This window comes from Pyrolobus fumarii 1A (assembly GCF_000223395.1).
GTDB classification, from domain to species: domain Archaea; phylum Thermoproteota; class Thermoprotei_A; order Sulfolobales; family Pyrodictiaceae; genus Pyrolobus; species Pyrolobus fumarii.
The window spans coordinates 730,878-743,974 of the sequence record NC_015931.1; the positions used below are offsets into that span (position 1 = coordinate 730,878).

A 13,097-nucleotide genomic window follows, 5' to 3' on the forward strand; every position below is an offset into this window, starting at 1 on the left:
TAGCTACCGGCCTAGTATCGACTTCAAAACATATCTGCTGCAAGCGATATACTCCGTGTAAAAGGCGCTAGTTTCCATTGTATACCATCGTATGCTTTGCTCACCCTTTACCACCAAGCAAATTAAGAGGATGAGGAGAATAACTACCGGCATAGAAAAACGTGTCATATGAGGCAAGGGCTTATTTCAGTAATAGGCTCGCCCATGGATCCTCTGTTAGATCGGCGAGTGTCTTTGGTATACGGTTGACTAGTATCTTTGAGATCAGCGCTAGCGCTGTTCCTATGGTGCGGTAGGCTAGACCTCTAAACACTAACGAGTATATCAGCCAGATAGAGCCCACGGCTATGTGTGGGGCTAGCGCCTGAAGCCCCGGAGCTAGCGCATTCATTGATGCTAGGTACGGGCCTATGATTGCCACCGCCCATGCTGTTAACAACGTCGCTATGAACAGCAGGTGGTCTAGTATGTCTCTACCCGTGTATCCTCTTGGAAACAGGACTCGCTCTAGCCATTTACTGCGCAGTAGATAGGCGCCCACCACGGCAGCCGTGTAGGCTGGCGCCGCGAAGTAGAGCCCGGTTATTATGTGAGCGTGGTAGCCCATTCCTATGGCTAGCTGAGGCCAGCTTATGAAGAACTTCTCTAGCTCTGGCGAGATTATGGGCAACGCGTGTGGACGCAGGACGGTATTAGCAGCGTAGATCACTCCCCTAGTAGCACCAACTATTATCGCCGTTAATGCTGCAGCGACTATGCCTAGGTATAACAGCCAGGTTACTAGCCACTCGCCAACATCCCTCCTCTTCAACAAGACCCTAAGGTTTAGCACTAAATCAAACAACGCCACTATCCTTGGCATTACGTGCTCGGAGACCCAACTATACTCGGAACGAGCCCGAGCCTCCACCCCACTCATCACCTCTCACCCCCTTCATACACGTAAACAACTCGTGGAGTCTGGACGAGATGCCATTCATAGTGGCACTCGAAACAATTACCATCAGCCTTCTTGACCATCATCTCGTGCATGATACCATAGCCGCTTACAAGTGCTGCGTGCATAGCTAGTCCACGCAGAGCGTCACTCTTGAGTCCACCATACTCGTCGTGGCACTTGCCGCATAGCTCTACATCCGCTGCCGATTTTACAAAGACAGTATGGTTGATTGGATTGGGCTCGTGGCATACGCTACAGTTGTAACTATAAGCCGCTGCATGTACAAGGTGTAACCCCACGCTCACTGCTTCACGTATGGTGTCACCATGACAACCCTTACAACCGCGGAGAGCAACCAATGTAACATTCGGTGCCACGAAGCCTCTATGGCACTTACTACAATCCTGTAACTCCTCATACTTGTCGTGTAGCTTAGTCTTACGGGGGTCGTGGCACTCGACACAAATGTCGATACCAGGTTTCCAGCCGTGAGGCATGTCGGATAGATGGCAGTCGATGCACACTATTGTCCTATGCTCATACTCCTTACCGTAGTGCTTCTGGTGCCCATCGTTTAGAGGTTCTGTGTGGCAGGCGAGGCATGGGTTCACAGGTCTATATGTGAAGCCCAGCTTCTCCATCAGCATTCCTACAGCCATGTTGACGCCTCCATAGCTGGTGGCGTTTGGCGCTAGTTGCGCAGCAGGCACCACGGGGCTCTCAGAGTGACACGCGGTACAGGCTGCGCGTATGGTCTTGACCATATCACCGTGTATCTCAGCCGCATCGTGACACTTCAAACAGACCTTATTGCGTGGCTTATCCGTGTGGTGACCATGGTACGCATTAACATGACAATCCACGCATTGGACCGGGCGCGCGAGTCCCATCTTCGCTAGTTCCTCCTCACTAGCCTCTAGGTGTTTCCAGTGGAACTCTCCAGGAACACGGTGACACATTAGACACTCTCCATGCTCCTCAACAAGGTGCTCTAACTTGACGTCGCGATAGAAGGGTATGCCTGGAAGTATCTCGCTCTTTACGCCGAAGCCGTGGCACCCGATACACCAGAACGGCCCGGTTATGTTCTTAGGATCGAGAACCTTCGTGTCGTGGCAGCCTTCGCTGCAGAGCGACACGCTCTCAAAGTACCCTGGTATTGTAGCCTTCCAGTACCCCCACATAGCCACTACAAACACAGCTATTATCAAGATTGTTTTCACAAGTTTCGTAGCAACGCTTGCCGTCATAGCATCCACACCCTTAGAACTACTTTACTCCAGTTTGTCTCAGAAAATAATGCTTATACTCAAATTTTTCCATCGTTCTTTAAGTAAGTAGCTTTAACTGCGTTCTTTGCGATTAATCGCAACACCCTCTAGAATAGGGGCAGCGATAATACCCGCTATACCAACTGCATGAAGAAGGCCTGCGAGAGGCACGCGATACACGGTTACTACGGCATTCACATACTCTATGCTAGCGTTCTTCGAGAACGCGTAGTTCAACAGTAGTTTTGCAGTGCCCGTCAGGTCGCCTCTCTCACCCCAGCTGACAACCATGGCTGTATAGAGAGCGTAACGTAGCGCATCGTTACCTGTTAACTTCGGGTCAGAGAGCATGATGAGATAGTCCCTTGCTAGCTTACATGACTCGTTCTTGCTGAGCTCGATGCTGTCTAGCCACTCTAAGCTCCACAGGTCTAGACGCACATACGTTCCATTCGGCGTGATGCTCGACGGACAGGCTGCAACCGCCGGCGGGAGTACTAAGCTAGTCCCTAGACAGTCTATCTCTACTATCATTTGCGGTATGCTCGAAGGATGCTTAGAGGATATATTCAGTGCAGATACGTTGATACCCTTTGCCTCAGCCGCAAGACGCAACACGTGCGTAAACCGCGCGAATTCCAACGCAGCCTCCTTTCCAACGCTGCCCGCAAGCCAAGAGTAGACTATTGTCTGGTTTATCACGCCCCAGTATAACGGATAGAAGTAGTGGACTATACTAGTGTCTGGTATCGGCGCTGGCCCGGTCTCGCCTAGCGAAACGGGCTTGACGCTACATTCTACGGCTATAGGCACACGTGGGGCTGCCAGGAGGGCTAGGAGAGCTAGAACACCCACACAGATGCCGACCTTAGGCAGGATATCTGCTAGTCTAGTTCTCCTAGTGCTCATTATGCTGGCTGCTACACCCGCCAGGCTTATACCCATGACCGTAACTAGCAGTGCACCAGCCCTGGCTACTAGAGGCACTGGAGCTACCGCTTCTATGGGCGTGGCTACACCCAAACCGATTAGCTGTAAGTCGCTGGGCGTTACACGCGCCTCCCTACGCACTAAAACTGGTAGTATAGTCCAAGCGCCCACAGCGACACCGACAATGCCGGGCACCGCCTCGATGCCAGACCCGTAGACCCTCATGTACGGAGTGTAGCCGGCTAGAGCTAGTGAGGAGAGCACACCCATTGATGCAAGAGCGACCCCCCGACCGACATTGGCTCTGCTCGCGCAACCACCGACAACACATAGGGAGGCTACAACCAACATCAATGCTACTAGCGGCTCACCTACCAGCGGTACATGGATGCGCGTGGTAAGAATCATCCACGTTGATAACACTCCTAGTATACAAGCAGATGCCACTCCCGAGGATAGGATCACAGTGTATTTAATCTTGTCGTTCCGGGCTACAAGACTACCAGCTGCAAAACCAGCAACTAGATACACGAGAGGCACTATGATGTCAAGAATGCCTGCGCCACGAGCATCATATTCTACCAGCCCGCCTCCAAGGAGCCATGCTATGCCAGCGGAGATCGCCGCTATACTTCCTGGCATGTAGCTTCCACCTAAACGGGATGCTACGAGGATACCTAGCAGGAAGAGCGTTACGTGAAGCGGTGTCACTTGAGACAATGGACCAGCCACAAGCATAACGACGAGGATTGCCAATACTACGGGGCTTACAACTAATACTGCACTAGGCACTCTTCTTCCTCGTACAACGTGGTAGACGATAATCAACTCAAGGGTTATGGCGAGTAGCGCCAACGTGAAAGCGACATCCATACACTTCAGCCATTAAAAATTATGAAAATAGTACATAAAAGTATTTCTATCATGTAGAATGTTTTGTGAGAAAAACGTAACGCGTATGTAAAAAAGAAGTGGGGATGGGGTTAACCACAATGCCGCTTGTTTAGGCTACCCTCCTGACCGCGAACGCGACCATACCGAATGCTAGCGCTAGTAGGGAGGCAAGAGCGTTGGTGCTGCCGCCCTCCTCGCCAACGTCGACCTTTAGCACCTTAACCGCGCCGTCGGTCTTGACTGGGACGTCGGTTACTAGCGGCTTCACAATCGCCTCCTTAGCCTCGCTACCCTCAATCTTCTTGACGTACTCCTTGACCTCTGGTAGCTGAGTTATTAGGGTGTTGACTGTCTTCTCAATCTCGCTAACCACCAGCTCCTTCTCGACCTTGCTCATGGTGGCAGTCGCGCCAGTTGCGCCAGTCTCACCCTCGAACTGCTCCTTGAGCCATGGCAGTATGTGCTCGATCTCCTCGATTATCTCTGGGGCCTTCTTGCGGATCGCTGGCCTCTCGTATAGGTCGATTAGCCACTCCTCGATCTTCTCGGCGAAGTGCATTATGCCCTCCCACCAGACGAAGTCTGGGCCGAAGTGGGCTGCAGACATCTTGGTCGGCCTGTTAGCCATGGCACCGAGGTTCCTCACTATCCACTTGTCCATTGGCGTGAAGAGGCCCTTCTCCTGCAGCTTCGTTACTATGTCTAGCACGTACTTGTCTCTCATGTAGTCGACTAGTATGATCATCCAGTCGTAGGTCTTTAGCCAGCTGGCAGCATACCTCTTCGTGTGGCACTGGGCACACATGTCGATAGCGCGCTGCCTCCTAGCCTTCCAGTCGGGCTCCGGATAGACTAGCTTGATCTCCTCGCCGGTTGTCGGGCTCTTGAAGACTGCTGGCTGTGTGGCAGTGGCGCCTGGGAAGGCTGGGTCTGGTAGGCCTGGCAGCCTTGGTAGTGTGACTAGCCAGCGACCTAGCTTGAACTTGCTGATGATCGCAACATCGTGGCTGCTCGCGTACTTGACCTCACCTCTCTCGTTGTACACCGCAGCCATGTGGCAGGTTACACAGGTTGGCGCCCTGAAGTCGCGACCTGGCACCCAGTTGTTGACTGGCTTGTCCCAGTCCCAGTCCTCAGCCTCGCCCCAGAAGATAGCGCCGTGGACGCTCTTGCTCCACTGTTCGTCGTTCGGGTGGTCTGGGCCAGTGTGGCAGCGGCCACAGGCCTGGTAGGCGCCCTTCCTAGCGATCTTGACGCTGAAGCTGTGGTATGGGTGGCACGCCTCACAGCTGCCTAGGCTGCCGTCCGGGTTGACGCGACCAATGCCGTGGTTGGTGACGAATGCTGGGTCGAAGATCACCTTGTCTGGCGCCTTACCCTCCTTCATGTACTTCATTAGCTCGTCTAGGCTCGGGTAGGCGAATGCATCCTTGACGTCTAGCCTTACACCGTGGCAGCCTAGACAGCCCCTGATACCCCAGATGTATAGCGCCTTGGTAACCCTGTAGTTGTCGATGTCTAGGCCTAGCGGGTTGTAGGGTATGATCGCGTTGGTTGGATCGCCATAGAGTACCTCCTTACCGTACTCGTTGTCGCCGGTGAACTCGCGGACGATCTCTGGCACCCACTCGGTCACTATGTACTCCTTGGGTAGCTTGAAGTCCTCAGTCCAGCCGAACTGTGCCGCAACGATGGTCCAGTATGCTGGGAACTCGGATAGCGCGTAAGCGTGTAGGCCTGCGAAGGCGTGGACGCTCTTCTGGAACTCCTCAGCAATTGATGGGTGGCAGCGGCCGCACTGCTTGGGAGTCACTACGAGCGTTATGTAGTAGCCATAGTGCTCGAAGACGTCTGGCCTGGTACCGGGCTGGGCTGCGTGACACTCGTAGCAGCCTACACCCACTATGCGGTGCTTGCTCTTATACCAGTCGTAGACGATGAATGGTGTTGCACGCAGGTGACACTCGACACAGTCCTGCGACTCTTTCGTCAGCTTCACGCCCGCCAGGTTGATGTAGTCGCCCCACTCGAAGGTCATTGCAGTAGCGATGCCGCTGGCTAGTAGTAGGGCAATGAATAGGGATAGGGTGGCTAGTGCTACGCGTCTCATACCCCAGACACCCGCCGTCACTTTTCCATGTCTTTGATTGTTCACAATATGCGACTATTTAAACAAAACTTTACGCGAGCAATCTATTCACAAAAACACACGTTAATTTCAAATCGTTAATTTCTGTTAAGGTTAGAGAGGGGTGTTCGCGATTACGTCATGTACAAAACATGATCGCGGCTTCAACGTGTATTATTATCACGCAATCACGAATAGGTAGACAAGCATACACGCTTCAACATAAAAACACAAGGTTGGAAAAATCACTTTTTCCTACGAGAATAGATATAGTCGGCTACCGTGTAGATGGCTAGCGCTGCACCAACAGCCAATGCGACGTTGAGCAGCATTGATGTTAACATTGTATTATTATCTCTACCTTCCTCCCTAACGACAACTATGTTTACTGTGGGTGCCGTGTCGGACGTCGTGTATATGTTGATGTCACCTCCTGGTATCTTCTGGCCAGTCTCGTTGTCGAAAAGCGCTAGCCGTATCTTGAAGAAGTACTGAGCCTCGTGTACACCAGGAGTCGCGTTGAAGTATCGCTCATGGGCTATTATCGATATTTGGCGTGTAACCGTGTTCTCGTACACAGGCCTTATAGCAGCATGTAAGGCCCCGGATCCTATTACTGCTCCGCCCTCGCCCCACTCCCACATAGACTCTACTGGTTTGAAGAGTGTTGGGTCTATCCGATATCCTGGGTCTACCACTTGTATTGTGATTATTCCGTCCCAGGGGCCAGTCCAGTTGACATGTACAGTAACGTTGACAACTCCTAGTATGTTGGGAGGCCGCAGGTATAGAGTGTCAGGATAGTATATGTCTGCGTATACCTCGATTGTAGTGTTATCCGTCAATCTCTGGTATACTGGGCCCATGCGCGCATGTAGTATGTGGATTGTTATTTCGCGGCTGTTAGCGAAGCTCGTCATGTACACCAGGGGTATCAGTATCAACAGGATTGCCGAGACCGCTACTATAGGATGGACGCTGCGCCTAGCCTCCACGGCTATCACCTCGCAATGTTCTCAAGGTAGTCCATCACGGTGTATATGTCGCCACGCTGGTATACCTTGTTGTTGAATACTAGAACAGTGTCAATGTCGCTCCACCTTAGACCGATATAGGCGAATAGTTTGTCAATGCCATTCTTGACGCTGTTGCTCGTCTCGAAGAACTCTAGCGTAGGGTCTGCGATGACGAATGTCTTTAGAGGCTTGACATATGCTATGCTCACACAATGGTTGTATCCTTCTTTACCAAAGAAGCACATGACCCAGGCGTCTCCAAAGCTACCGAGATACTCTAGATAGAGGCTTGTTAGGAGGATAGCCTTGTCCTCGCAGTCGCCAGCCTTGCGTATCAAAGTCTCAAGCGGTGTTTGTATATAGTTATCGGTCTTCTTTATCTTGAATGCATATACATATTTCTTTCCATTCATGTCTACGTACTTCACGTCACTTATTACTACAAATGGGTGGTCGGGGCTCGTCTTCACCTCCCTGACCGTGTAGTTATAGAGCATCTCCATGTGTTTCAGCGCCTTTTTGGGGTTGAATAGGGGGACTCCAACGACCTCCATTACTATATCTGCAACCCTACCTGGGGTCACGTACTGTCTAACATCCTGCGTGTAGTATGCCCGGGGATATGTTAGCTTGAACAACTCTGTTATACTCGCATTGAGGTTCTCTAGTATCCTCGTGACGACGAGCGCCTCTTTGAGAGTCTCATTAGCTGTTGTTACCAGCTCTGCGAGCCTCCTTAATCGCTCGCGCAGCGTCTTTATCTGAAGTAGCAGGGCTGTATTGTTATCCTCTAGTTTTGCGGCACGTTTAGCGAGTAGCGTAAACGTCTCGTTAAGGCTGCTGTAAGCTTCGAGGAGTTTGTTGTACTTGTTCACTTGTTGAGTATAGAGTGTTGCCCAAACAGCGTTGCTCGCGGCCAGCGCAACTAGCAGGAGGAGCACTACACCGCGCTTGTCTACCATTATTCTTGACCCGTTACTTCTCTTTGAAAAAACGGTGAGATAATTTTGTTAATTTTATTCTCGCTTGTTGCTAGAATAAATCGAAATCTTACTGCTCTGACTTCTTTCTGCGGAAGCGCGCGTAAACCATTGCATGGTCCTTGTCGAATGGCTCTAGATGGACCATATCTACGATCTCGAAACCTCTCTGTTTCAGTACCTCGATCTCGCGCTTGAACACCTCGCTGGGCTCCTTGGTGACGTCGATGCTTCTTGCCTTGATTGCTAGTAGTAGCCAGCCGCCATCACGCAGGAAGAAGTCGGCATTGTCAGCCACTAGGGCTGCCTGCTCCGGCTGTGCAACGTCCGCATAGATGCCGTCCACCATCTCCACTATGTAGCGATACTCGTGTGGCTTGCGCGCATCGCCTAGAATCGGGTAGAGGTTTGGCCTAGACTCTGCAACAACGACCAACTCTCTCATGACACGGGGGGCAAACTCTACTGCAAACACCTTACCCTTCTCGCCGACAATGTCGGACACGTGGCTGGGTGTTGTACCAGTCGCAGCACCAAGGTATAGGACGCGGTCACCCTCCTTCACCGGCAGCTCCTCGAGGCCCTTTAGGAGTGCTGCCGCGAGCTTGCTACGGTACGGGTTCCACTCGCGATACTCAGCATCCTTCCACTTGAAGAGCCTCTCGCCATAGACCCTCTGGCCCGGCACGAGGTTCTTGGTGGCGAGCCTGGTAGAGCCGTCCTCGAGCTCGACAATATACACGCCCTTGTATTTCTCGTGCTCGTAGATGTTTACTACCTCGGACATTATGCTCCCCTACCTCGCAAGGCTCTACTAGGGCTTATATATAGTATCGCGGCTTGTGTAGCGCGAGGCGCTTCCTTGGGGGTGGCCATAGTTGCAACTTAACGTGCGCCAAGTCCTTGAGAGGCTAGCGGGCTTCGGGGAGGCTGTTGCGGGCTCTGAGGAGGCGAGAGCATTATCCGAGGAGCTTGCACGCCTCGTAGAGGAGGTTACCGGTACAGCACCCCGCGTTGTTAGGTTCCCGGTGGCCACGTGGAGAGACGAAGGCGCCATAGTTGAGTGTGGTGGGTTGCGTCTCGAGGCTCGTGTTCTACCCCAGACTCTAGGTGGCATAGAGGCTGGTAGGCTGGTAGAAGTGCACTGTACCACGCCACGCTGCTTCCAGCATGTTTCTCCCGGTGACGTGGTTGTTGCACGACTGCCAGAGGATCCGGATGACGTGACTACCCTCTATGTACACGCGTTGGAGGCTGGCGCCTCAGCCCTGATAGTTTATGATCGGTGGCCCGGTAGGTTCAGGCGTATCGTTGTCAGCGGGCGCTGGGATTACGCGTGGCTTCCGTCACCAGCCCCCATGCCAGCTGTGCACATGCGAGCCGAGGATGGCTCAAAGCTTGTAAAGCTGTGCACGGGTATGAGGGTGCGCGTGGAGGCCAGCGCTTCGATTAGGGAGGGTCAGGGTAGAACACTGGAGCTGTTGCTGAATGAGGGTGAAGAGCGCGAGATAATTATCATGGCGCATTACGATCATTGGCTGAGTGGCGCTGGTGATAACCTTGCTGGTGTTGTGTCACTCCTCGAGGCGCTTAGAGTTATCCGAGGAGAGGGTGTGAAGGGTTTCACACTGCGCGCGTTACTCCTCGACGCTGAGGAGTTTGGAGACCCGATGCTACCAGCATGGTATTGGTCGTACGGCTCTAGATGGTATGCTAAGATGCTCTCTGATACCGAGCTGCTAGACCAGGTTGTACTTGCGTTGAACCTCGATCTTCCTGTATTGAGGCGGTTAAAGCTGGCCGCTACTCCCGAGGTTCGCGGCCTAGTGGAGCGCCTAGCTAGCAACACGCTAGAGTTTGACGTTGAGGAGTTCGAGACGTGCTATTCTGACGGTTACCAGTTTGCGAAGCTGGGCGTCCCCTCGGCAACGCTATACAACGTTGAGGATTACGTTGAGTGGTATCATACCGATGCGGATACCCCAAGTGTACCCGATGAAGTCGCCATTATCGAGGCTGGGAGGCTTGCTGGCCGAGTAGCCCTGGAGGCCGGGAGGCTGGGGCCAAAGGCGCTCGACTACAGGGGCTACATTCGCGTCTTGGAGAGTATCGCTCACGAGGCTCCTCTAGAGTACCGCCGCGGTGTATACATGCTGTCCGAGGAGGCGCGTCTCGCGCTTGAACGCGAAGACTATGACGGGTTGCACCGTGCATTTCGCCTGGTGAACATGACACTTGGCCACTGCGTGTTCCTCGGTGATTACAAGTGGGACTCGGGTGGGTTCCGTGCGATGCTTGCACCCAGGCTTAGAGTGGTACTTGAGGAGTTTAGGAGAGTTCTTGACAAGCGTGTAGGGGGGCCTGGCGACGTTGTCATCCCCGGCGTAGAGGATCACCTAGCAGTAGCGTTACCGCAACCCGTGAAGCTCTGGGTGTATAAGAGGGGTGCTGCCTTAACCCGCCAGTTCTGGGAGGCTCTCGAGAGTGCATTTAAACACGCTGTTGTTGACGCCGCAAGGAGTGTAGCCGAGGCTCTTGTCGAGGCCTACGAGGTGCTACGGGCACGCCGCGAAACTGCACGTTGAAGAGCCTCTAATGCCGCTTTTCTAGCTGCCTGGTATAGCTTCTCGCTAGGATCTATTCCGAGCCATATACGGTCTGCCTCAAGCGCCTGCCAGACAAGCATGCACAGCCCGTCTACAGTCCGTGCATTTCTTTCCCTAGCTGCACGGATTAGAGGCGTTTCTAACGGCTTATAGATAGCGTCAAACACGACATGCTTAGGGCTTATCGCATCCGTGTCTACTGGTGGCGCACCCCCGACCCCCTCCATGCCAAGAGGTGTCGCGTTGAACAACACATCCGCCTCCTCTATGGCCTCTCGGGGCGGAGGCCACGCTACGACACGTGCACGTAGTCCTAGGGCCTCCGCGATACCCGCAAGCTGGACAGCCCTGCTCCTGGTACGATTAGAGATTATGACTGTAGATGCCCCAAGATGCTGCGCGGCTAGCACCGCCGCTTTGGCTGCGCCACCCGCCCCTAGTACTAGCATCGTAAACCCGTCCGACGCTAGACCCCTCAAACACCTCTCTACACCATACACGTCTGTGTTGAAGCAGTGGAGTTTTGCACCCTCAACCTTTACCGTGTTTACCGCGCCGAGGATGCTTACCTCGCTGGACTCGCTATCACAGTGCGCCCGGACGCGTTCCTTGTGTGGAATGGTTACGTTGAAACCGTTAGCTAGGTTTCTCAAACCCTCGACAACAAAATGCACCTCGCGCCCCTCTACGTCCCAGAGGAGGTAAACTGCCTCGACACCCACTTTACGATAGACACTCTCGTGTATAACTGGGCTGAGGCTTTGAGCCACGGGGTGACCGATAAGACCATAGAGTCGCTTAGGACCCACCAGCACGGTTAGACACCAGCCAGCAGGCTGTCCTATGCCCTGCTCCCACCTCTACTAGCGGAGGCTCTCTAGTCTCACAGGCTGTACGCACCTCTGGATGCTCGTCTAGCGCGACGCATCTCGGTGCAAATCTACAACCCCTCGGGAGGTTTATCGGGTTCGGCACCTCGCCCTTGATCGGCACCTCACGATACTTCAGTCGGTTGCTCGGATCGGGTTCCGGCACGGCTGCTAGGAGGGCACGCGTGTACGGATGACGCGGGTTCCCTATCACCTCGTCAGCTGGTCCCTCCTCCACAATGCGTCCGAGGTACATCACGGCTATCCTATCACAGACGTATCTTGCAGTAGCGAGATCATGCGTTATGAAGAGGAATGATATACCCATGTCGCGCTGCAAGCTCTTCAACAACTCGAGTATCTCTGCACGTATGCTAACATCGAGCATTGATACCGGCTCATCCGCCACTATGAACCTAGGATGCAACACAAGCGCTCTTGCTATTGCAACTCTTTGCCTCTGTCCTCCGCTCAGCTGATGCGGATAGCGGCTCATGTACTCCTCCGGCGGGGTCAATTTTACCGCCTCAAGAGCCTCAATTACGATTTTACGACGCTTACCTGGATCCTTTACACCATGCACGATGAGCGGCTCCTCTAGTATCTGGCGTATCCTGTACCTCGGGTTGAGGCTACCGTAAGGATCCTGGTGCACTAGCTGCATGTCGCGCCTAACGATCCTCATAGCCTTTTCCGGTATCCTGACTATATCGACAAACCCGTCGCTGAACACAGCGCCATTCTTTCCACCTAGTAACTTTCGAAGAGCGTCTATAATCTCGTCCCTCGGCCTGAAGTAAATGTCGCCACTAGTGATCGGCACTAGGCGTAGTATGGCTCTACCCGTTGTGGTTTTACCACAACCACTCTCTCCAACGAGGCAGTAGAACTCCGAGCGATGTATCACGAAGCTAACACCGTCAACCGCATGTACAACGCGCGGAGGCCTCCTCTTGACTATCTCCGTTAGACTCCTACGTAACGGGAAGTACACCTTGAGATTCTTAACTACGAGGAGCCTCTCGCTCCCCGCCACGGTATGCTTCACGCTCCCCGCTCAACTGCAAGACGCTGAGGGGTATGTACCTCGCTGTGCAACCCGGCAACGAGAGAATGCTCCTAGCGAGGCTCGTTATCCTATCAGACTCGCCAGCAACCACAAGCAAGTCAATGCAATACTCGTCTAGATGTGTATGCATATGCCCACGCACAACATCCATATATTCTTCTACGATCTCACGAAGCTTACTCGTTTCACCCTCTTTCGACCAGACTATTATCACGCCACGACAATAATGAGGCTTTGCAAGATGCACATAGTCGTGTATGAATGTCCGTAGCGCCTCAGTTATCAAGCTAGAGCGATCCTTTCCGAGCAGCTTTGCTAGAGTATCAAGGCTTGCCGCCAAATCAGCTGGTATTGATACTCCGAAACGCCTTCTCCTAGCCTGTTGCGAGGCCAA

11 protein-coding genes are annotated in these 13,097 nt (G+C 53.1%); 1 reads left to right on the plus strand and 10 read right to left on the minus strand.

Going from position 1 to position 13,097, the window contains the following annotated elements:
* Positions 1–181 precede the first annotated feature (181 nt).
* The 7 genes from PYRFU_RS03865 to PYRFU_RS03895 all read right to left on the minus strand — a co-directional run bounded on the left by PYRFU_RS03865 (position 182) and on the right by PYRFU_RS03895 (position 8,946).
* A complete protein-coding gene (locus tag PYRFU_RS03865; RefSeq protein WP_014026331.1) occupies positions 182–919 on the minus strand; it encodes a hypothetical protein in 738 nt (245 codons plus the stop codon).
* Positions 919–2,190 carry a cytochrome c3 family protein gene (locus PYRFU_RS03870; protein ID WP_014026332.1) on the minus strand — a complete coding sequence of 424 codons (1,272 nt, stop codon included), beginning with the start codon at positions 2,188–2,190 and terminating at the stop codon, positions 919–921. Before PYRFU_RS03870 ends, PYRFU_RS03865 begins: the two co-directional genes overlap by 1 nt.
* A 93-nt stretch (positions 2,191–2,283) precedes the next feature.
* Complete coding sequence (locus PYRFU_RS03875) at positions 2,284–4,014, minus strand: hypothetical protein (protein ID WP_014026333.1); 1,731 nt, start codon at positions 4,012–4,014, stop codon at positions 2,284–2,286.
* A 130-nt stretch (positions 4,015–4,144) separates the two neighbouring features.
* A complete protein-coding gene (locus PYRFU_RS03880) occupies positions 4,145–6,145 on the minus strand; it encodes a multiheme c-type cytochrome (protein ID WP_014026334.1) in 2,001 nt (666 codons plus the stop codon).
* 263 nt (positions 6,146–6,408) lie between these two features.
* On the minus strand, positions 6,409–7,158 hold the full coding sequence (locus PYRFU_RS03885; protein ID WP_014026335.1) for a hypothetical protein: 750 nt from the start codon (positions 7,156–7,158) through the stop codon (positions 6,409–6,411).
* A gap of 5 nt (positions 7,159–7,163) precedes the next feature.
* Positions 7,164–8,141: a hypothetical protein gene (locus PYRFU_RS03890; protein ID WP_014026336.1), complete on the minus strand. Its 978-nt coding sequence runs from the start codon at positions 8,139–8,141 to the stop codon at positions 7,164–7,166.
* Between the two features lie 88 nt (positions 8,142–8,229).
* On the minus strand, positions 8,230–8,946 hold the full coding sequence (locus tag PYRFU_RS03895) for a fibrillarin-like rRNA/tRNA 2'-O-methyltransferase (protein WP_014026337.1): 717 nt from the start codon (positions 8,944–8,946) through the stop codon (positions 8,230–8,232).
* 91 nt (positions 8,947–9,037) lie between these two features.
* Here PYRFU_RS03895 and PYRFU_RS03900 point away from each other — a divergent pair, with 91 nt between their 5' ends.
* Complete coding sequence (locus tag PYRFU_RS03900; RefSeq protein WP_014026338.1) at positions 9,038–10,744, plus strand: M28 family peptidase; 1,707 nt, start codon at positions 9,038–9,040, stop codon at positions 10,742–10,744.
* On the opposite strand, the gene aroE is transcribed toward PYRFU_RS03900, so the two are convergent.
* Genes aroE through PYRFU_RS03915 form a run of 3 tightly spaced genes read right to left on the minus strand, consistent with a single transcriptional unit; the run spans position 10,705 to position 13,097 of the window.
* Complete coding sequence (gene aroE, locus PYRFU_RS03905; protein ID WP_014026339.1) at positions 10,705–11,580, minus strand: shikimate dehydrogenase; 876 nt, start codon at positions 11,578–11,580, stop codon at positions 10,705–10,707. The genes PYRFU_RS03900 and aroE overlap by 40 nt on opposite strands.
* The gene (locus PYRFU_RS03910) at positions 11,564–12,670 is read right to left on the minus strand and encodes an ABC transporter ATP-binding protein (protein ID WP_244403872.1); all 1,107 of its coding nucleotides are present in this window, start codon (positions 12,668–12,670) and stop codon (positions 11,564–11,566) included. Before PYRFU_RS03910 ends, aroE begins: the two co-directional genes overlap by 17 nt.
* A complete protein-coding gene (locus PYRFU_RS03915) occupies positions 12,639–13,097 on the minus strand; it encodes a CopG family ribbon-helix-helix protein (protein WP_014026341.1) in 459 nt (152 codons plus the stop codon). Before PYRFU_RS03915 ends, PYRFU_RS03910 begins: the two co-directional genes overlap by 32 nt.